At 31.3% G+C, this 21,769-nt stretch carries 20 protein-coding genes; 4 read left to right on the forward strand and 16 right to left on the reverse strand.

What is annotated here, in order from left to right; genetic code table 11:
• Positions 1-199: 199 nt before the first annotated feature.
• From WPG_RS17495 to xerA, 15 genes are all read right to left on the reverse strand, one after another.
• Positions 200-937: a DUF6090 family protein gene (locus WPG_RS17495; protein ID WP_052471236.1), complete on the reverse strand. Its 738-nt coding sequence runs from the start codon at positions 935-937 to the stop codon at positions 200-202.
• 161 nt (positions 938-1,098) lie between these two features.
• Complete coding sequence (locus tag WPG_RS10820; RefSeq protein ID WP_045472415.1) at positions 1,099-1,836, reverse strand: DUF6090 family protein; 738 nt, start codon at positions 1,834-1,836, stop codon at positions 1,099-1,101.
• A gap of 164 nt (positions 1,837-2,000) precedes the next feature.
• Positions 2,001-2,495: a hypothetical protein gene (locus tag WPG_RS10825; protein ID WP_045472418.1), complete on the reverse strand. Its 495-nt coding sequence runs from the start codon at positions 2,493-2,495 to the stop codon at positions 2,001-2,003.
• A 157-nt stretch (positions 2,496-2,652) separates the two neighbouring features.
• On the reverse strand, positions 2,653-3,486 hold the full coding sequence (locus WPG_RS10830; protein ID WP_045472421.1) for a hypothetical protein: 834 nt from the start codon (positions 3,484-3,486) through the stop codon (positions 2,653-2,655).
• A gap of 641 nt (positions 3,487-4,127) precedes the next feature.
• Positions 4,128-4,916: a hypothetical protein gene (locus WPG_RS10835; RefSeq protein ID WP_045472424.1), complete on the reverse strand. Its 789-nt coding sequence runs from the start codon at positions 4,914-4,916 to the stop codon at positions 4,128-4,130.
• A gap of 137 nt (positions 4,917-5,053) precedes the next feature.
• Positions 5,054-5,695, reverse strand: coding sequence for a hypothetical protein (locus tag WPG_RS10840; protein WP_045472427.1), 642 nt, complete (start codon positions 5,693-5,695; stop codon positions 5,054-5,056).
• Positions 5,696-6,000: 305 nt separating this feature from the next.
• On the reverse strand, positions 6,001-8,625 hold the full coding sequence (locus tag WPG_RS10845) for a DEAD/DEAH box helicase family protein (protein ID WP_052471237.1): 2,625 nt from the start codon (positions 8,623-8,625) through the stop codon (positions 6,001-6,003).
• Entirely contained in the window at positions 8,625-10,490 is a 1,866-nt protein-coding gene (locus WPG_RS10850) for a DNA methyltransferase (protein WP_045472430.1), read from the reverse strand. Before WPG_RS10850 ends, WPG_RS10845 begins: the two co-directional genes overlap by 1 nt.
• Positions 10,491-10,694 carry a helix-turn-helix transcriptional regulator gene (locus WPG_RS10855; protein ID WP_045472433.1) on the reverse strand — a complete coding sequence of 68 codons (204 nt, stop codon included), beginning with the start codon at positions 10,692-10,694 and terminating at the stop codon, positions 10,491-10,493. It abuts the gene before it with no gap.
• A gap of 306 nt (positions 10,695-11,000) precedes the next feature.
• The gene (locus WPG_RS17500) at positions 11,001-11,726 is read right to left on the reverse strand and encodes a hypothetical protein (protein ID WP_052471238.1); all 726 of its coding nucleotides are present in this window, start codon (positions 11,724-11,726) and stop codon (positions 11,001-11,003) included.
• A gap of 177 nt (positions 11,727-11,903) precedes the next feature.
• Positions 11,904-12,899 (reverse strand): DUF6090 family protein, encoded by a 996-nt coding sequence (locus tag WPG_RS18060; protein WP_144374457.1) that lies wholly within the window; start codon positions 12,897-12,899, stop codon positions 11,904-11,906.
• Between the two features lie 193 nt (positions 12,900-13,092).
• Entirely contained in the window at positions 13,093-13,815 is a 723-nt protein-coding gene (locus WPG_RS17505; RefSeq protein WP_052471239.1) for a DUF6090 family protein, read from the reverse strand.
• A 203-nt stretch (positions 13,816-14,018) separates the two neighbouring features.
• Positions 14,019-15,095, reverse strand: coding sequence for a two-component regulator propeller domain-containing protein (locus WPG_RS10875; RefSeq protein WP_045472439.1), 1,077 nt, complete (start codon positions 15,093-15,095; stop codon positions 14,019-14,021).
• A 157-nt stretch (positions 15,096-15,252) separates the two neighbouring features.
• Positions 15,253-16,488, reverse strand: coding sequence for a hypothetical protein (locus WPG_RS10880; RefSeq protein WP_144374458.1), 1,236 nt, complete (start codon positions 16,486-16,488; stop codon positions 15,253-15,255).
• Between the two features lie 172 nt (positions 16,489-16,660).
• Positions 16,661-17,788 (reverse strand): site-specific tyrosine recombinase/integron integrase, encoded by a 1,128-nt coding sequence (gene xerA / locus WPG_RS10885; protein WP_045472444.1) that lies wholly within the window; start codon positions 17,786-17,788, stop codon positions 16,661-16,663.
• A 247-nt stretch (positions 17,789-18,035) separates the two neighbouring features.
• On the opposite strand from xerA, the gene WPG_RS18890 reads away from it, so the two are divergent.
• The 3 genes from WPG_RS18890 (at position 18,036) to era (ending at position 19,857) form a co-directional block, all read left to right on the forward strand.
• Complete coding sequence (locus tag WPG_RS18890) at positions 18,036-18,260, forward strand: hypothetical protein (protein WP_316929937.1); 225 nt, start codon at positions 18,036-18,038, stop codon at positions 18,258-18,260.
• A gap of 235 nt (positions 18,261-18,495) precedes the next feature.
• Entirely contained in the window at positions 18,496-18,954 is a 459-nt protein-coding gene (locus WPG_RS10895; protein WP_045472448.1) for an RNA methyltransferase, read from the forward strand.
• A 21-nt stretch (positions 18,955-18,975) separates the two neighbouring features.
• On the forward strand, positions 18,976-19,857 hold the full coding sequence (gene era, locus WPG_RS10900; RefSeq protein WP_045472450.1) for a GTPase Era: 882 nt from the start codon (positions 18,976-18,978) through the stop codon (positions 19,855-19,857).
• On the opposite strand, the gene WPG_RS18625 is transcribed toward era, so the two are convergent.
• Positions 19,848-20,162 carry a GTP-binding protein gene (locus WPG_RS18625; protein WP_231850173.1) on the reverse strand — a complete coding sequence of 105 codons (315 nt, stop codon included), beginning with the start codon at positions 20,160-20,162 and terminating at the stop codon, positions 19,848-19,850. The genes era and WPG_RS18625 overlap by 10 nt on opposite strands.
• Before the next feature lie 298 nt (positions 20,163-20,460).
• On the opposite strand from WPG_RS18625, the gene der reads away from it, so the two are divergent.
• On the forward strand, positions 20,461-21,765 hold the full coding sequence (gene der / locus WPG_RS10910; RefSeq protein WP_045475488.1) for a ribosome biogenesis GTPase Der: 1,305 nt from the start codon (positions 20,461-20,463) through the stop codon (positions 21,763-21,765).
• Positions 21,766-21,769 lie beyond the last annotated feature (4 nt).

Here is a 21,769-nt window from a genome sequence, read left to right on the forward strand (position 1 = left end):
TAACACGATTTTTTGCATTATGCACAACGTGTTTGTGTATGATTTCGTTGCGTGTTTCAGTAACTAAATTAGCAAATACAAACCGAATAGAAAATCCGCGAGGATTTTCGTAAGTAGGTGAGTACTAGCAATGAATTATACACGTTGTTGTGCTTTCGTTATTTTTCGTTATTTTTCGTTATTTTTTAGTCGAAATATGTTATTCATTTAGCGTCTTTATCTCTTTATCTAATTTGATAATAATCTCATTTATTTTTTTTTGAGTGTTAGAATAATTTGAGATTGCATAACTTCTCATAGCATTAACCATTGAAATTATATTGGTGGTTTTATTGTTGCTTAATAAATCTTGATAGTTATTTGGTTCTGCGCTCATATACTTTTCATTAGAAACAAATTCAAAATTGTCACTAAAAAAAGGATTTATTACTCCACTTAAATAATTCTCAAATTGGTTTGCAAATATATTTTGAATATACTTTAATTCCTTGTCATAAATATTTATGATTTCAAATTTTAGATCATCATTGGAAATAAAAGATAGGCCATCATTTTTTAGATTTTCAAATGCTGCGATATTGAATGAAATCATTTGGTCATTTAGAAGAATAACTAAAATTCGTTTAATTGAATCATTAAGCTCTTTTTTAGCATTAAAGTGGTTATATAGCTGGTCTCCAAATTTTAATGTTCTTTCATCATTTACAATTCTTTCTTTTAAAATTAAGTTATTCTCTTGAAGTGATTTTCTAATTTGATTAAGATATTTCAATTCAGCCTGTTTATCTTGTTTATCATTATTCCAATTATTAATAGATAGTGCAATTAAAATTCCAATTACGACTAGAACAATTTCTCCGACTGCATAAGTCAGATATTTTCCAAACTTGTTTTCAGTCAACATTTTTTGTCTAATTTTTCTAAAGAATTTTATCATTTGTTAGTGGTTGGTTATAATGAAGCACAACGGAATTGTGTATGATCTCGTTGCGTTGTTAAGCACTAAAGTTAGCAAATAAAACACAGATAGAAAGTCCGCTAGGACTTTCGCAAGTATGCACTAACTAGCAATGAATTATACACGTTGTTGTGCTTTCGTTATTTAATTTTATTAGCTAAAATATTTAACACTAATTGGGTTTGTTGCAATACATTGTCAGTTAGTTCTATATATCTTGAAATGGTGTAATGTTCTTGTTGCAAATAATTCACTATATCTTTTGGTAAATCATTTACATCTACATTTTTCCATAGGATTTGGTGTTTTGTATTTTGAGCTAATCGATTTCCCATATTTGGATATTTACTTCCAAGGTTTTGCATATAGTTTAAGAGCAGACCTTTATTGCCATCTTGTACAGTTTTTTCAAAAGTTTGAAGTCTACCTAATTCCATAAGCTCATTTCTTAGGTCTTTATCAAACAAATCAATTTTTCCACTTGAGACGAGTAAATTAAAACTATTGGTATTGTAAACATTGGTCACTCTAATTCCAACAAATTGATTATTGTAGAGTTTATAATAACTATCTAGATTATTAAAATACCCATTTGCAAGACTATCAGTAATTGAATTAATCCTTTGAATTCTAAGTTTATTTCTTAAAAGTCGATCATTAATTTGAATCGTATCTTTTGTGAAATCATTAATTAAGGCTGCTTTGTATTCGTTTCTTAGAGTTTCTTTATTTACGTTTTCTTTCCAATTATTAATGCTTAAAGCAATTAAAATCCCAATAACGACTAGGATAATCTCTCCGATTGCGTAAATCAGATACTTACTGAATTTATTTTCAGAGAGTAACTTTTGTCTAATTTTTCTAAAGAATTTAATCATTGGTTAGTGGTTTGTCATAATGAAGCACAACGGTCTCGTATAACCGTCAGTTGCGGGTTTAAAGTTACTGTTTTTCGGTTAAGCACTGACTTTTGCAATTCCGAGTGGATTCGGACGTAGTCGAATCCGCCGTAATTGCGGTTATACATTGTTGTAGCACGTTTTTATTTGATTTTTAATATTCCGTTATCTTTCAATTCTTTCCGCCATTCACTTATGTATTCCTGTTCAACGAGTTCCATTTTGAGTAAATTCAATTCGATTCCTTTATTCAACTTTTGTTTTTTTTCGGTTACTCGGTATAAATCAGAAATTGCTGGTGGTTCAGCCCATTCCAATGTGTATTGAAATCCGTCAACAATCAATTCCGTTTTCGCGTCAACTTTTAAAATCAGATAGTCGTGAAAAGTTTTGCGAGTTCCATCAAATGAATCTCCTTTATATTCCGCAATGAAAAAGTAAACATCAAAATCTCCTTTTATTGGTTCAAATGCTTTTTTCAGTCCTTCATTTTTGTAGATTTCAAAATTGTTAAAATTCTTAAATGCAGTATAATTCACATCTGCGTTTTCCTTTTTAGAAATCAGTCTGTAAATTTTTTCCTGTCCAAAAGTCAGATTGCATATTAGTACAAGAATGATAGTTATTAATTTCTGCATTTTTTTTTATCAAATGTGCTACAACGTCTTGGCTATGAGTAGTTGCGTGGTTTAGCGATTAACTTTGCAAGTACACACCAAACTGAAAATCCGCGAGGATTTTCAGAAGTAGGCGAGAACAAGCAATTACTTATAGCCATTGTTGTAGCCAGTTTTTTTAATTTATATTTAGTTTCAATATTGTTGATTTTGGCACATCACAATTGTATTTCTGTCTAATGATTTCCGTAAACAGGTCAATTTTAGTTGCGATTAGAAACTTTCTATTATTGGTTGGCCATTCAGTCATAATTGCAACTAATCTTTTTTCAGGTTGTCCTTTAGTAAGGATCTCTTTCGGTGGTGTAAACCACAATCCACATCCACTAATTCCGTATAATTCTGGTCCGATTTGAGTCTTTGCTTTCTTAAAGTTATAAACTCGTTTACGGTCATAATTAAGAGCAATATTGAAATCCTTATTGCATTTTAAAGTTTCGTAATTTTCTTCTTTTGCAGGACTTGTTATATATCTCCAAGCTTTGCTTTTAAGTTGTTTTTTAAATTTGTTGTACTTGGATTTTGTTGCAGGAAATCCAACAATTTCATACATAGGCAACTCTTTAGAAATATGATTAATTCCCAACTCACTTTTATCTAAAAATTCATATGAATTTTTTATTGTTTCTACAGTTTCATCACAGAGTTTAAGTACACATAAATCGAATCTATCATTTTCACGCTGTTCTTCAACATTGTTTGTAACTATATTGCCTCCTAATCTAAATATTGTGTCATTATCGATTCCGACAAATAACTCATAATTTAATCCTTCAGCAACGTGTGCGGCTGTTATTAAAAAATGATTTTCATCTACTTTTACAAAAACACCAGAACCAAATGATTCAGCTATAGATTCACTTGATTTTAAGATATGACAAGTAACCTTATAGGCACTCCAACTTGTTTCAGTTTGAACTTCTCGATATTTTTCTAAAATTTTCTTTTTCAAAATTGGCTACAACGTGTTTGTGCATGATTTTGTTGCGACGTTATTGGACTAAAATACTAAAAAAACAACCAACATTGGAAGCGTCCAAGGATTTTCCGCAAGGAAAATCCACCAGCAATAAATTATGCACGGTGTTGCCCACTGTAGTTTTTAATATTTCAATCAAATTTTTGTCATTATTCGTGTTTGTTTAAAATCAATCAGTCAATTTTGTATTTCGCAATTTTTAAACTCCGCCCGAATGAGAAATTCCGCCCGAGTATTTTTGGCACACAGTTTTTTTATTTTTTTCAAATCCGCAAACAAGCTAAAAAATCCGCCATAATTTTCTAATATCAGAGTCAAATTTCAATCCGTTTTATCTTAGATCTTACCTATTTAAAAATCCACATTTCAGTTCCCAAATCGATATCGTCTGAGTGATTTCGGCTATAGTGGGCAACGTTCTGTGTATGGACAGTAGGGCAGGTTCGAAGCACTTCACTTTCGGTTTACCACTAAGCCAAAACAAACGTTTTTACTTTTAAATTTCATTTTATTAAACGTCAAAACTTTGTTTTGGCGTTGCCTGCTCCAAGAACAGGACTTTCTATTTATCTCAAGTTGCCCTATTGGCTATACACCTTGTTGGCAACTGCCTTTTATTCTTTAAAGAGCTTTGTTATTGGGTTAAAATACGTTTCAAAATACCCGTTTGAATCTGTATATGTCAGGTAGGCCATTGGTTCATAGGTTAAAGTTGTATCTATTTTATTCGTTTTGAAGAAACGCTCATAAATTCTAAGGTTTTCATGAGAGCCCCAAAGGACTGGGATGAGATGTACTTTGTCGGCATATTCACTGTCTCCCGTTTTGCTTTTTCTTTTGTCGTTTAATCGTTTTTCTAAAAAAGTTTTAATCTTATTCGGATCATCTTCTGTTTTTTGTGGGTCCAAATGAATATTAACAACTTCTATAAGAACTCTCATTCCATTTTCGGGAAAGATCACGTCAAAGTCGATCGATTTTTTGTTGTCAAGCGATACCTCACATTTGATCAGTTCGACAGTTTTAGATTTCAAAAGATTATTCAAAACGGCCAATTCACCTATATAATTAAGGTATTTGCTGTCAAAGGAAATTAGCAAGTTCCAAACAGTCGTCTTGATTACTGCTCTTGTGTTGTCCTCTGTGTTTTTGATTAATTCTTCAAATAGGCTGTTGAAAAAAAACAATAACCCCTCGTAGTCTTTCAATCCTTTCTTACAGGCGATAATGATGTCGTAAATAGAGGCTTCAACTGTGAATGTTTCTCCAGTCGCTTCTTCGATTCGCTTTTCAATTTTTTTATTGAAACGAGCATTAACCTTTGTCCATGGAAACTCCTGCTCGCCAATAAATTCAACAATAGAGGGTAGATAGTAACGTAAATTTTCTTTGACGTGGTTCATTTTCAGCTTGTTGCCAACGGTCTCGTATAACCGTCAGTTACGGGATTAAAGTTACTGTTTTTCGATTAAGCACTAAGTTTGCAATTCCGAGTGGATTCGGACGTAGACGAATCCGCCGTAATTGCGGTTATACATTGTTACCACACGTTTTTTATTTCAGGTTGATATTTATATGGATTTTCAAATTCAGTTTTTCCGTCGTGATAGATTAAAAATTCCACGTTATTTTCTTTAAATTCTAAAGTCTCTATTTTATCGATTCCAGTTACGCACGAGTTATTTCCAACGTATTGTTGCTTGTCCAAAATTCCGAATTGTGATTTTGTAATTACTAAACTTTCTCCACAAGCGAAAAATCCGCCAACTCTAACTTCCACATTGTGATTTTCATTAATTTCAGATTTTGCCATAGGTGATTGAAAAGGAAGAGTTATCAAATAGAAAAAGACAAGTCCTACTTCCGAAAACAGACTTAAAATTCCAAAAACAAACATCGGTAATGTCAAAATTCCGCTCAATACTTTAGTCAGGCTTTTTTTAGTTAATCCGAAAAGCAAAATTGTAGACAGCAAGAAAGTCAGTCCGATTATAGTGGTCGTGTATTTTCCTTTTATCCGGAAGTCAAAAACCAAAAGTATTGCACAGATTAAAATTCCGATTAATGAGTAAAATGAGATTTTTCTAATAACTTTTTCCAATTTCGGAAAGTCATATTTTTTAAAAATCAGCACTAAACTAATTCCTGAAAATATTGTTATTAAAATTATAAATGTCGTCATTTCTCAAATGTGTGGTAACGGTTAGTATATGAAAAGTAGGGCAGTTGATAAGCACTAACTTTCGGATTTACACTTAGCCATATTTTTTGTTTTATTTTTATCTTTTTACTAAAATACAAATTAAAAATATGGCGGACTTCATAAATAAGCACAAGCTTTCGGTTTATAACTTTCCGCCCTATTTTTTATATACATTGTTACCTGCTGGCTTTTTCTTTCCTCAAACTTGCTAGCGTTGGCGTGAAAGCTCTTTTAAATTTGAGAGGCACGAACAAACTTTAAATGTGCTTGCACTTGCGTTGGCTTTATTCGGCAATTTCATTCAGTTTTGTTTCAAATATTTCCTCTCTATTCACTTTGTTATAAAATGGCATTCCAATTAATCTATATTCTTGATTTTGGTATAATTCAATTATATTTTCCTTTTCAATTTCCATTAAAAACTGTTCTTTCCACTCGTCTTGCATTAATAAATGGTCTCCTTTTGGTTCTATGAACAGTTGATAAACTATCTCTTTGTCTGAAAATTTATCACTCATATACAAAACAAAGTCTGGTTCTGTTGCTTTTCCATCACTAAAACGGAATAGTTTAAAGAATCTTTCGTTTCTAAGTAGATAAATATCTTTGAATTTTTCTTTTAAATTTTCAAGATTGTTATGGAAATATTTTATTAAAAATTTCTCCTCAGACGAACCATAATTTTCATTGTAAGCATACCAATCTGCTTGATTTAAGTCTACAAAATATTCTTGTGGAATATCATTACGCATTGTTGGTTTTCCTGTCTCAGCTGTTGAATTTTGATTTACAGAAAAAGAAAGTTTCTTGTTTTTAAAATACTTTCTAAGTGGTTCTCTGTAAAAAGATTTTGTACCTCTGTAATCGCCAAACATTGTAGAAATTTCATTAGCTATTTTTGTTGCAATAGTAATTACAACATCTAATTTTTGGTTTACAGATAGTACTTTCGTGTCTTTTTGTAAACCTGTTACTTCAACTATTATTCCTCCAAAATAATTGTCATTCGTAATAAAATATTCCATTGATTTTACACTTGGAAAATATTTACGAATATTACTAAATTGATAAAAAGGTAATTTATTTAAACCTTTGTGAATTAAGTTTTTATCCCAGTTTCTAAATGAATGGCTATTCATAAAATTGGCTTGTACTTTATTTCTTTTAACCGAAGTGTTGTCTAAAATGGTTGTACTTGCAGAACGGTTTGTTCTTAAAGCATATGTATGTTTTTTTACAATAGTTGGTTCTTGATATTCTAAAAGTGTTTTAGGGTTGTTTCTAACCTTTTTATTTAAGAAGATAAATCCATTTTTATACAATGAAGTTTCTTTAAACTCGTCTTTTAATATTAAATCTACTTCTACTTTTTCTTCTGGAAACAAACCAATTTCACGTAAAGCAGAATTTAATTCTTGTATATATCTTGGATTGTGTGAACAATGATAATGTAAGGTTTCGCAATTGCGTAAAATGTTATCTAAATCATTATCGTATTTACGCTTGTCAATTTCGTGGTGTTCTTCTAGTTTAAAAGGATAGTATCTTGCTCCACGACCAATTAATTGAGCTTCTGCAACTGTCGTTTTTCCTGGTTTGTTACCACTAGCATCACGAGTATCGTATAAACGAACTATATCGTATAAGTTTAAAACATCCCAACCTTCGTTTAGTTTGTCTACTGCAAAAACAGCTCTGTATTCGTTTGATTTGTCCTCCAAACTGTTTATTACAATTTGTTTATCGTCAGTATCATTTTTAGAGTTTACCGATATGATTTTATCTTCCGAAAAATCTTCTCGTATTTCATCTATCAAACCTTGTGAAGTAATTCCTAAACTTTTGAAATAGCTTATTGCTTTGTCTAAAATTTCATTATCTAACTGAATTAACTTTTCTAGTTTAGAAACCGTAATATTTCTTATTTCCTCTAAAAATGCCTTTTCCATTATGGCACTATCTTTTGTAGTTTTAGACTTAAATAAAATAACAGGTTTTGCTATAATTCCGTTACTAGCAAATATTTTCTTTTTGTACTGACTTATCAAAACAGCAACAACTGCGCGTTGTATTGGTTCGTAATCTACTTGATTAGTTTGTACCTCTTTACTATAACCGTCTTCTCTAAATTCTGCTAACGGATAGTTGTATAATAGTTTATTAGCGTATTTACTGGCAACTTTTGGATGGCTTAACTCTAGAGTAGCAGTAAATTCCATCATTACATTGTTTGGGTTGGCTTGTAAAATACGTTCTACTGTGTATTCCCAACTTGTTAAATTTTCTTTTTCTCCTGCTGAATGTTTCTTTTTAGTTAACGCATTAATATGATGCGCTTCATCACTTATTAAAACAGTTTCTTTATTTGTAAAATCATCAAACGTAATGCTGTTTTCTCTTGGTGCATTTAGTTTGGTGTGTAAACCTTGAATAGTAGAAAATAGAATATTTATATCTTCTGTATTGGTACTTTCAAAATTATCAACGCTTGTAATGGTTACGTTTACACCATCAATATTTATTTGGTCTTTAAATAAGTATTTGGAGCTATTTGCATTTAAAAAATTCTCTTTGGTTTTACGGATAATCGTATCTGTATTTACAAAGAAAATAAAGTTACGATAGCCTTGTTTGTACAATTCTAAAATAGCACCTGCCATTACTAAAGTTTTACCACTACCTGTTGCCATATGAAACAACACTTGCGTAGGTTTTGCCCTTAATTTGGGGTTGTTCATATAATAATTAAAAGCAGTAAACGCTTCTTCTTGATATGGACGTGGTGCAAACTTTAAATTGTTTTTTATAGTTGCAGATAACTGTATCTCAATATCGCCATCTTCTATTTTGTTGGCAATACGCTTGTCTAAACGCTGAATATTTGCTGTTGGGTTAAATAAATCTGCCATTAGTTATTCGCTTTGTAAAATGAATAATTAAGAGCTTTATCTTCTTCGCTAACGGCAAAATTTTCGTCTTCTATTTCGCTAAAGTTTACATACAATTGGTTTTTATCTAATATTTCTATTAAATAATGTTGCATTGTTTCTAGAGTAGCAGTTTTAAACGCTTCTAAACGCTCATTAAATATGTCTATATTGAATTGAAAAGATAAAAATGCTTTTTCTTCCATTTCTTGCCAAACTTTTAAAACATCTTCTTTTGTTTTAGCTTCTTGTATTTGGGAAATATATTTTTGGTTGTATTCTAATAATTCTGCAAAGACAAATGAGCCACCACCTTGCCAATTTATATCTTTACTAATACCACCTTGTTCTCCTTCAATTACTTTTTTTAATCGTTTTATTGTTACAGTATTAATGTAGTTCATTTGTTCTGAAGTTATAAAACGTCTATTCATTTTATGTGCTACACTTGCTGTTGTGCCACTACCTGCAAAAAAGTCAAGAACAATATCATTTTTGTTCGTTGCAATGTGTATTATTCTTTTTAAAAGTTGTTCCGGTTTAGGTGTGTCAAAGACAGATGACCCAAATAATTCTTTAATTTCATTATTAGCTGTTCTCGTTGTTCCTACTTCATCTGCGAACCATAAAGTTTCAGGAACTCTTCCGTCTTGGTCTTTAAGATATATTTTATATTTAATTTTAGTTTCGTCTTCATTAAAATATACCTGACCTGTACCTATTTTATCAAGCATTGTTTCTTTGCTAAACCTCCAACCTTTTTCAGGTGGTGATATTAATTTACCATTAGGTGTTTCTACATCATAAATTAAATTAGGACGATAAAGAGCATTTCTTATATCGCCTGAACGCCATTTTCCATTTGGGTCATTATCAGGGTTTTTATAATTTACATTGTGCTTCTCTGTTCTTTCCATTTGACCAAGTACAAATTGTTCTGACTTTGAATAACATAAAATGTAATTATGATGAAGGGAAAATTTACCTGAATACCCTTTTGCTTGAATACTGTGTTGCCATACGACTGACCCTAAAAAATTTTCTTTTTTGAAAATTTCATCAGCAGTAACTTTTAAATAATGAGATTCATAATCATCAATATTAATCCATATCGAACCATCTGGACTTAATAATTCTTTAGCTAGTTCTAGACGGTTTTTTATAAAAGTTAACCAAGCAGAATGATTAAAATTATCGTTATAATTGAAGTCATCATTTCCTGTATTATATGGAGGGTCAATATAAATGAGCTTTATTTTTCCTCTGTGTGTTTTTAGTAAAGAAGATATTACTAAAAGATTGTTTCCTTTTAAAATTAGATTTTCGTTTCCTGTTAGTTCGGTTACGTTATGTTCTCCGTCTTTATCGTATTTTTTAAAGTTGGTAAATGTTTTTGCATCTAATAATCTGTCTACATTATCAGGTGCAAGTGTTTCGTTCCAAAATATTTCGTTACGTTTTTGGTCTTCCTTTGTTTGTCCGCCTTCTAAAACACAATCTTTGTGTGGCCAAGCCAACACAACATCATTTTTTGCTTTTATAAAATTATCTGTTGTATCATCATTTATTGCTAAGCCAATTTTATTTTTAAAAGCAGTGTAACTGTCTGGTAAAAAAGATTTATTGTTTACAAAACGTTGAAACTTAATTTTATCAAAAACCAATACACTTTCTACTTCTGTAAAAAAGTGTTTTTTAAAAGTTGGGTTTTTAATCAATAATCCAATTAGTTGCGGTTCTACTTTTAGTCCTAACTCAATTATTTTGTTTTTGTTAAGTTGTCCGTCAATTACTAAATTATCTTGTGTTTTTAGTAATTCTATGAGTTCGTTTTGTAGGTTCTGCATCTAATTGTTTTCTTTTTTATTGGCTATTAATAAATCAGAGATATTTACGTCTAAAATATCTGCAATCTTGTATAAGTCTTCCAAACTAGGTTGTCTTTTGTTTCTTGCGTACTCGTTAATAGTAGGATAACTTTTCTCCATTTTCTTAGCAAGCCAAGTTTGACTTATTCCTTTGTTTTGTAGTACTTCTTTTATTCGGTTCATTTGAAACCATTTTTATTACTCCGTAAACTTAATAAATATTCATTGTTTTATAATGACATTTGTCGGTTTATTTTAATGGGTGGTGGTGGGGAAGGGCAAGCTCTTTTGTGGCGGAGGCACGGAGCTACAAATGTGCTTGACCGTGCGGTGGTCTTTTTTTTCAGCTTGCAGGTAACGGTCTTGTGTATGATTAGTGGCGTGGTTAAGCACCTAATTTAGCAAATAAAACACAGATAGAATATTTCGAAGGAATGTTCGTAAGTCGGCGAGAACTAGCCATTAATTATACACGTTGTTAGCCTTTCGTTATTTATTCAATTCTAACTCCATTAAGTCAATAATTTCAATCTGCAATTCTTCCATTCTAGAGTTTGCATTCACTAAATATTTATTAAAGTTTGTTAGATATTTAAACCGCATTAAAACAACATGGTCTGCTTTTAGTTCAGGAATATTTATCGGTATATTAGATAGAACGGATGGTGTCAAATCCCAATTTTCAAAATAATTAATTGCTGAATCAAAAAGTTTATCGCCATGTAAATAATACATTGAAAGCACGTCCTCATATTGCGGATATAAAACATCGTATAATCTAATTATTTTATGTTTTATAGAATCATTTGAAACTCTGTTCAATCCAAACTCTTTCAACGATTCAAAAGGTGCTTTCGAAACCATAAAGGAAGTTCTTTTTGTTGCCATTGAAAATTGATAGGCGGTAGAATCATTAAATTTTAAATCACCTTGCAACCAATCAATAACTTTGTATTGACTTTTAAGAATTTTTTCATGATAGTGATAATTTTCTTGTACGTCAATTAAATCACTTTTAATACCATTTTGAATTTCTTTAATCAATTTTATTTCTAGTTCTTGTTCAGTTTTGACTTCCTTCCATTTATTTGCTTGAAAGGCAAGCAGAATTCCAATCATTACAAGTAAAATTTCACCAATGGCATATATCAGATATTTACTGAATTTATTTTCAATCAGTAATTTTTGCCGAATTTTTCTAAAAAACTTTATCATTTGTTAATAGTTGGTCATAATGAAGGCTAACGCTTTTGTGTATGGCTCGTTGCGGAAAATCAGCTATGATTCTCCGACGTAACCGAAAGATAGCAAATTGCAATTAATTCCGATTAGGAATTCAGCCGCAATGAGCTATATACGTTGTTGTGCTTTCGTTATTTAGTATCTAAATATTTAATCATTTTCTGGTATTCTTTTAAAAACGGGTTTGTTTGCTTCCATTAAAAAGTAAAATTCAGATTTATCGTCATTAAATTCTAAATAGGCTCCAACAAAATTTAAGGTGGTAGCATCTTTCATATTTAATTGATTAGATGACTTAAATTTAGAATAGTACCCTAAAAACTCTTTATTATTATAATCAATACTAATGGTATCAATGGTATTTGTGTAATTGCCAACGAAGGATTCTGCTACTTTTGGTGTAACCTCTTGGAACATTGTTTTTAGTATACCGTTATCATTATTAGGAAACCCAAGTCCTACCATTTGATTATAAACTGTAATGGCATTGTATTTTTTATCTACGAGTGCTAATGCTAAATCATCTAGGGTCCAGCTAAATCTTGCCAATTTATTTTTATAACCTTTATTAGTTAGCATAAACTGATAAAAAGCGTCATAATCCTCACGATACATTGATTCAGAAAACTCTGATATAAAGTCGAAGTATTTAATATCTAACATACCTAAATTAGCAAGCGACTTTTCAAATCTTGAATGGTTATAAAGATTCTTTAATTCTACTACTAACGGTTTATATTGGTCTGGTAAATTATCGGCATTTTCTGCGAGTTTGTTAAAAGCCTCATTTTGTGTTAGTATAGTTCGAGAAGTGGTCATAATATTCCGTAAGGTTCTGCTTTTTTGGTAATCTTCTATCGTTAGCGTATCAGAAAATACACGTCTTACATCGCTTAATTTTTGAAAATAATAAGTACCTGTTTCATCAAACGCTACAATATTGTTAAGGACTTCTTTTTGGACTTCTAACAATTGGTTATAGGCTTGTTTTTCATTGGCTTTGTTAGCGTTCCAATTATTAATTTGTAGAGCGATTAAAATACCAATAACCACAAGGATGATTTCGCCAATGGCGTATTTGAAGTATTTACCTGTTTTGTTTTCCATTAGCAGGCTTTGTCTAATTTTTCTAAAGAATTTTATCATTGGTTAGCGATTTGTAATAATGAAGCACAACGGTCTGTGTATGATTTCGTTGCGTGTTTCAGCAACTAAATTAGCAAATACAAACCGAATAGAAAGTCCGCTAGACACGAGCGAAGCGAACTGGCGTAAGCAATTTTCTTAATTAAACGAGTACTAGTGATGAATTATAAACGGTGTTGTGCTTTCGTTATTTTTATTCTTTTAATTTCTCTTCTAATTGTTTTAGAATGACCTGTGCTTCCGAATTAAAATTTTCTAGTTTCGGGATGTAAATCGTGTAATTTATCAAATAATAATTTGCTACTCTATTAGTATAATCGTGATTATTTAATGCATATTCTATAAATCCATTATTATTACGGGCGGTTATATAATCTGAATACCACTTATAATTGTTCTTCCAATCATTAACATTATTTGCAATATCCTTTGCTCTTAAGTCATCGTCAACCGTAATTTTGGTAAGTTGTTTTGTGTAAAATTGTACAATTTTAATTGTTAAACTGTCCATGCTTATTTTCGAAGAGCTAAAACTATTTAAGAGATTATAGCCGCGTTTTTCAATTATGAGGTCAGGACTACCAATTATGAGGTATTCACATCCAGCGCAATTTTCATAATCTTCTTTGGTCATTAAACCATCCAATACTTTATTAAAAACAGGTTCTGCTTCTTTTTTCGATTTTAATATGAGATTAATGTCGGCAATATCATTTTTTAAATCTTCAGCGATAATTTCATACGTGCTTTTTAAGGTTAGTTTTTCTAAGCGTTTGTCATTCCAATTACTCACTTGTAACGCAAGTAGAATACCAATCATAACGAGTACAATTTCACCGATAGCATATTTGAAATACTTTCCAGTTTTACCTTCTGAAAGTAAGTTTTGTCTAATTTTTCTAAAAAATTTTATCATTGGTTAGCTGTTTCTCGAAAGGTAGGACAATTAATTCACTCAAGTTTTGGATAATGAAGCACAACGGTCTCGGCTATGAACAGTTGGGGATTTTATGCCCCAACTTTTCGATTTAGTACCGAACTTTGTTTTTTATTTATAGTTTCGTTTTATCACTTTCACCCCAATTGTCTATAGCCAATGTTAGCTGCTACCTTTTTTATTCAAGAAGTAGTCATTTCGGTTACTTTTTTCCCGTTAAATTTCCAAAGTCCATTCTTGCCTCCAAACCAAATATTTTCTTTGGAATCTCCAATTATAAATAAAATCCTATCATAAGTTTTTCCTTTTTCGTCTTGGAATGCCGTAAAATGATTTCCGTCAAAAGTTGATAATTCTGTTATTCCACTGCCTAACCAAAGTTTACCCAATTTGTCTTGGTAAATCCAACGGACATTATTGTTCTCAAACCCGTCTTTGGTTTTATAATAAGAAGTAAATTTTTTACCATCATATTTGTCAAGTCCACCATCTCGACTTCCGTGTGTACCAATCCAAATGTTTCGATTTTTGTCACAGAATGCAACTCTTACGAAGTTATCACTTAATTCTTTATCGTAATGAGTGAACTTTTCTCCGTCAAAAACGCTTACGCCACCGTGACTTAAAGATGTAAACCAAATGTTGCCTTTTAAGTCCTCAATAATACTCAAAACGATATTATGTTGCAAGCTATCTTCGTATACTTTACCAATATTTGATAAGTGTTGGGTAAATGATTTTCCATCATATTTATAAACACCTTGACCATTAGTTCCGAACCAAAAATTTCCTTTTGAATCTTCCAAAATTGACATTACCTGATTTGGATTTATAATTGGGTACATTTTATCAAGCCAATTGCTGGAACTGCTTTGTTTTGGAATGTCTAAATGTGAAAATGTTTGTCCATCAAATTTGCAAATTCCACTTGTTGTACCAAACCATAAATTTCCTTCTGTATCTTCGGTAATACAGGATATGTCATTTTCGCATAGCCCATTATCTGTTGTGTAGTTTTTAACTGATTCGCCATCGTACTTAAAAACTCCGTTTCCTCTGCTTCCAAACCATAAGTTTCCTTTACTATCTGTTAATCCACAATAAAATCCTTTTTCGGGAAGTGGAATTTTGATAATACTTTCATTTTCTATTATTTGGCTTGAAATATCTTTCTCGTTCTTTTTTTTATTCTGTCCATCGCAAGAAGCAACTATCAAAGTTAAAATCAGTAAGAATGCTTTCTTAATTAAATATTTCATTTCGTTTTTTTAGGTTGCAGCTAACGTGTTTGTGTATGATTTGTGGCGTTTTCAAGCACTTAATTTAGTAAATAAAAACCGAATAGAAAATCCGCGAGGATTTTCATAAGTAGGCGAGAACTAGCCATTAATTATACACGGTGTTGCCAGTAGTTTTTTATTTATCTATTATTTCCTTTTTCGTAATATCCTTTTTGATTGTTTTCTTTTTCTGTTTAGAAATAACTTTTGCTCTTTCTACAATCAATTCTTCAAGAGGTTTTTCAGGTATTTCGAGTACAGTATATTCTTCTCCAAATAAATCTTTAAAAATATTCTTAAACTCTTCAGTTTTTCTTAATTCAGTGAATAAAGGCCAAGTCATATAATTTTCTTTATTAACCTGTCCATCAGAACCTATTTTCTTCATTAAAGCAAAACATTCCTCAAAATCATCATTTAAAGTCAAATGCGCTAATTTGAAATTATCACTACTTGCACTCCAATCTTTTGAGTTAATAATTTCTTTCGCTTTCTTTTTATCTTTTTGAAGATATTTTGACAGTGATTTGTTTACAGTAAAGACATTACTTATTGAATCATTGAAGTGTTTTGTTTGAGAACAAGAGAAATCAAGCATTATATCGGCTAACTTGTATTGTTTGTTTGTCATTAATTCATAACAAGTTTCATTCAATTTATCGTCTGCGGATTCTAAATCCTCTTTTATTAACTTTCTCCAAAGAGTATGAGTTAATTTTGTTGCTATTTCATATAAACATTGATAAGATTCATTAAAGTAATCTAATGGGACTGATAGTTTTTCATTGACTTTAATATCTCCAATTTCACATTTATTTTCGTTACAGACTTTTACGTATTGTGAAGAAACAATTCCATCACAATGGACAAATAAGTTTCTTCTTTCGGTAATTTCAATAAATTTCTGCCATATTGGTAATTTCTTTCTTAATGTCATTGATAATTTAGATTCTAAATATTCAAAATGAGCACTATGACTTTTTCTTAATACAGTTTCTACTTCTTTTTCAATAACATATTCACGAGCATCTCCAATAGAATCAAATTCCACTAATTGCGAGAAATTTATTGTTCTTTCAGAGTTATTTAAGTATTCTGGTTGTAATTCAAATAAAATTCTTAATAAGCGATTTAAAAAAGCATCGTATTGAGATATTAAAGAGACAAATAAACTTTCTGGAATTATTTTTGCTGCTAAAAGCGACGTTTCAGCATTTTTGGTAAGGTTTTCATACAATCTATGTTTTTCATAATCGATTGCAAATGCTTTTTTTCCTTTTTCATCTTCTACCTCTTCAACATTTTCTTTCATAAACTTGACTCTTTTTTCGTTAGCCCTTTTTTGGTAAGGATTTAGAAGTAATAAAGTCATTGGATACGTGTCTTTTATCGAATCAATATGTCTAATAAATTGATGTAAATTTTCGTGTAATTTTTTTCCTTTCATAAATTTTGTTAGTAGAATGTTGATTTTTACGGAATGATTTTTAAATTACTGGCAACAATTGGATATACGTATTAACTATATCCACATTATATGTTGACTAAGATAACAAATCTTTTATACCCGAAAAGGTACTGTTTGCAACATGGGTATATATTTCTGTTGTTTTAGTAGAACTGTGTCCCATAAGCAATTGGATATGTCTAAGATCGGTTCCGTTTTCCAGAAGATGGGTGGCGAAACTGTGCCTGAGCATATGTGGTGTCACTTTTTTATGGATTCCCGCCTTTCTAGCTGCAGATTTCACGATATTTAGAACACTAGAGGCACTATATTTTCCTCGCATTTGACCTTCAAAAAGATAATTTTCAGGTCGATATTTTTTATAATAAATCCTTAGGTCTTTCAAAAGATTAGGACTCAAAACCGTAATCCTATCTTTATTGCCTTTTGCACTTTTTACGGTAATCACCATACGCTTACTATCAATATCCTTTGTCTCGAGATTTAAGATTTCACTGCGTCGAAGCCCAGAAGAGTAGAGTAGTCCTACGATGCATTTGTGTTTTATATTATTGGTGCAATCGATTATACGTAAAATCTCTTCTTTTGATAGGACATCAGGAAGCAACTTCTTTTTTCTTGGTCTCTCAATAGAGTAAAAACGGTTTGGCATACCAAGTACGGTTTCATAATAGAATTTTATGCTATTGATTGAAAGATTCACCTGCGAATTAGAAAGACCATCCTTAATAAGAAGCTGAAGGTATTTCCTTATGTCCAGATCGTTAATTTCGCTAAGTTCTTTATCCTTGTAATAGTTAATAAACGACTCAAAGCTCGATACATAATTTTTAACGGTATTTGCCGAATATCTTTTTAGTTCAAGTTTAAGAAGGTAAGACTCAGGACAGCCTCTATATCCTTTCTCAAGATTCCGTTTCCTATATTTGTCGAGCTTAATTACAGGATTATCCTCATTGACAACCTTTTCTTGAAAGAAGTAGTTACCATTTACCCAAGCTACACCATGAAACGTTTTGAATATTAGATCAAGATTAGTTTTAAGATTAGGAAGATAGTACATACCAAACTCACCACTCCATGATATATTCGGAAGACCTTCTGTGAGAGCCTGGAGAACCTTATCAGAATTGAACTGGATACCAATGCATTTATTCTGATTTATCAGAAGATGTTTTAGAGTTATACTTTTATTGAGTTCCATCTTTTTTTTGTCAAATTATATAATTTTAAAAACTTAACCGTACTTTATTCGAATAGCTTTCGAATAATATACACTTAAGTTAAAAAAAATGAGAAGATTATATCAAAATTGCCTGAATTGTGGCAAAGAACTAAAGGGAAGATCGGATAAAAAGTACTGCGATTCACTTTGCAAGAGCTCTCAACAGTATCAAAAAGCCAAAGAAGAACCAGAACGATTTTACAATAAGGTGGACAACCAATTAAGGATGAACCGCAGAATATTAAAAGAGTACAATAAAGCAGGAAAGGCTGTTATCAGAAAAACGATCTTGATTAAAGATGGGTTTGACCCAAATTTCTTTACTCATTATTGGAAGAACAAAAAGGGAGATGTTTATCTGTTTGTCTACGAATATGGGTTTCTGAAAAGAACTGAACGCAACATAGAGAAATTGGTGCTCATAAAATGGCAGGATTACATGTCGAAATAGATATATATTTTTTTTTGAATTAAAAGATGTAATGTTTAACCACAACATCAAACTGCATACGATTTGCATACGTAAGTGCAAACGTTTTTGTAAAATTAATAGCTGGGAAAGCTTATAAATAGGGAGTTGAAGTTTCAACCTTCGAACTCATAACCCGAAGGTCACTGGTTCGAGTCTAGTTTCCGCTACAAAGAAAAGTCTTTCATTTAATGAAAGACTTTTTTAGTTTTATGCAATGAATGATAACTTAACAAATGAATTCTTTGGAATAGGTATCCAAAATAGTAAAACACCTAAGAATCTCGGTGTATTATGGAGATCCGCTCAAAACCTTGGAGCTAGTTTTATTTTTACTATAGGAAATCGGTATGCTAAGCAAGCATCAGATACTCACAATGCAGTGAAATCAATGCCCTATTTTCATTATGACACATTTGATGATTTTTTTAATAATTTACCAAAAGGCGCACGATTAGTTGGAGTAGAGCTAACAGAAAACGCTGAGTCTTTAGAAACATTTAATCATCCAAGACGCTGTGTCTACTTGTTAGGTGCTGAAGACCATGGTTTATCAAAACAAGCTATTGATAAGAGTCATTTTTTAGTAAAATTTCAATCGCATTTAAGTCTTAATGTTTCTGTTGCTGGCAGTATTGTGATGTATGATAGAGGAATTAACAAACCAAGGTCGTAACTTTGCAATAAATTATATTGTATGCACAAAGCAGGTTTTGTAAATATTATTGGTAATCCTAACGTTGGTAAGTCCACGTTGATGAATGCATTTATAGGTGAAAAATTATCTATAATTACATCTAAGGCACAAACCACAAGACATAGAATACTTGGTGTTGTAAATGGTGAAGATTTTCAGGTTATTTTAAGCGATACACCAGGAATAATAAAACCAGCGTATGAGTTACAAGCTTCAATGATGGACTTTGTAAAGTCAGCTTTTGAGGATGCAGATGTGTTGATTTATATGGTTGAGATTGGAGAAAAAGAGCTTAAAGATGAAGCATTTTTTAAAAAAATCACTAATTCAAAAATTCCAGTTTTACTACTCTTAAATAAGATTGATAACTCTAATCAAGAACAATTAGAAGAACAGGCTGAACTTTGGCAAAGCAAAGTGCCAAATGCGGAGTTTTATCCTATTTCGGCTTTAAACGGCTTTAATGTTCAGAATGTATTTGATAGAATTATAGAATTATTACCAGAATCTCCAGCATTTTATCCTAAAGATCAACTAACAGACAAACCAGAACGATTTTTTGTTAATGAAGCTATTAGAGAAAAAATCTTAATGCACTACAAAAAAGAAATCCCTTATGCAGTTGAGGTAGATACTGAAGAGTTTTTTGAGGAAGACACTATTATAAGAATGCGTTCGGTAATTATGGTAGAGCGCGAAACCCAAAAAGGAATTATTATTGGTCATAAAGGTTCTGCTTTAAAAAGAGTAGGTGTAGAAGCTCGAAAGGACTTAGAAAAATTCTTCGGAAAACAGGTACATTTAGAATTATATGTTAAGGTGAATAAAAACTGGAGAAGTAACGAAAGACAGTTGAGACGTTTTGGTTATAATCAACGGTAACTTCTAAGCGTGTCTTTCATAAATCTTTGTAGTTTATACATTTCTGGTTTCCCTTTAGTTTTAACCATTCTTCCTGCAATGTATAGTACAAACCAAATTAATACCATAAAAAATGTTAGTAATAATTGTATTGAATAAGAATTTCCTAAAGTTACATTGGTATATGTCCATATTCCGAAACAAATAAAAAGACCTGCTACTATAAAGTGAAAAAACATAAACATAGTCCAGACGGTTGGATTAGGCCCATAAAGCCCATGAACAGTTGCACTTTTATTGTTTTTTTCGTTAATCTCTAAATGCAATTGAGGTGACCAAAAATGTTAAGATTGCTTCGGGAATTTTATAAATACGTGGTCATCTATCCTCGAAACAATAAAATCTGATTGGGAGGTTTTAGTTTTTTCAAATTCTTTTAAAAGTTTTTCATTGACGGTATCTATGTCAAACTTAAAACGTGGTCTTAAATCGATTTCATTAGAAAGCTCCATAATGCATTGTAACTGACTTCAATTTACATATTTTCTTTTAATCTATTTCTAAGATTAAACACTACCTTTGCAAACGCTTACGGGATATGTAATGCAGATTAAATATAAGAATATGGGAAATATAGTTGCTGTTGTAGGAAGACCAAATGTTGGAAAGTCAACGTTTTTTAATCGTTTAATTAAAAGACGAGAGGCTATTGTAGATGCTGTTAGTGGTGTTACAAGAGATCGTCATTATGGAAAAACAGACTGGAATGGAAAAGAATTTTCCTTAATAGACACAGGAGGTTATGTTGTAGGTAGTGATGATGTTTTTGAAGCTGAAATAGATAAACAAGTTGAGCTTGCTATTGATGAAGCAGATGCCATTATTTTTATGGTAGATGTAGAATCTGGTATTACTGGCATGGATCAAGATGTTGCTAACCTACTTCGTAAAGTGAAGAAGCCTGTCTTTTTAGTGGTAAATAAAGTAGATAATAATAAACGTGCTGAAGATGCTGTAGAGTTCTATTCTCTCGGATTAGGAGATTATTTTACTGTAGCAAGTATTAACGGAAGTGGTACAGGTGATTTGTTAGATGCTGTTGTTGAGGCTTTACCAGAAGTTGAAGAGGTTGAAGAAGAAGAATTACCTAGGTTTGCTGTTGTAGGGCGACCAAATGCCGGTAAATCATCATTTATTAATGCCTTAATAGGTGAAGATCGCTACATTGTTACAGATATTGCAGGTACTACAAGAGATTCTATAGATACTAAGTACAACCGTTTTGGTTTTGAGTTTAATTTAGTGGATACGGCTGGTATTCGTCGTAAAGCAAAAGTTAAAGAAGATTTAGAGTTTTATTCTGTAATGCGAAGTGTTAGAGCTATAGAACACTGTGATGTGTGTCTAGTTGTTTTAGATGCTACACGTGGTTTTGATGGTCAGGTACAAAATATATTTTGGTTGGCAGAACGCAACAGAAAAGGTATCGTAATCTTAGTTAATAAATGGGATTTAATAGAAAAAGAGACCAAAACGGCTAAAGAATTTGAAAAACACATTCGTAGTCAAATAGCTCCTTTTACAGATGTTCCTATTGTTTTTATTTCGGTATTGAATAAGCAACGTATTTTTAAGGCTATAGAAACTGCTGTCGAGGTCTATAAAAATAGAACGAAGCGTATTAAAACAAGTGTTCTAAATGATACCTTATTACCAATAATTGAGCACCAACCACCTCCAGCTTATAAAGGTAAATTTGTAAAAATAAAATACATTATGCAGTTGCCAACTCCGCAACCGCAGTTTGCTTTTTTCTGTAATTTACCGCAATATGTTAAGGACCCTTATAAACGATTTTTAGAAAATCAATTAAGAGATCATTTCGATTTTAATGGTGTTCCAGTCAGTGTGTATATCAGAAAAAAATAGTACT

This window comes from Winogradskyella sp. PG-2 (assembly GCF_000828715.1).
Taxonomy (GTDB): domain Bacteria; phylum Bacteroidota; class Bacteroidia; order Flavobacteriales; family Flavobacteriaceae; genus Winogradskyella.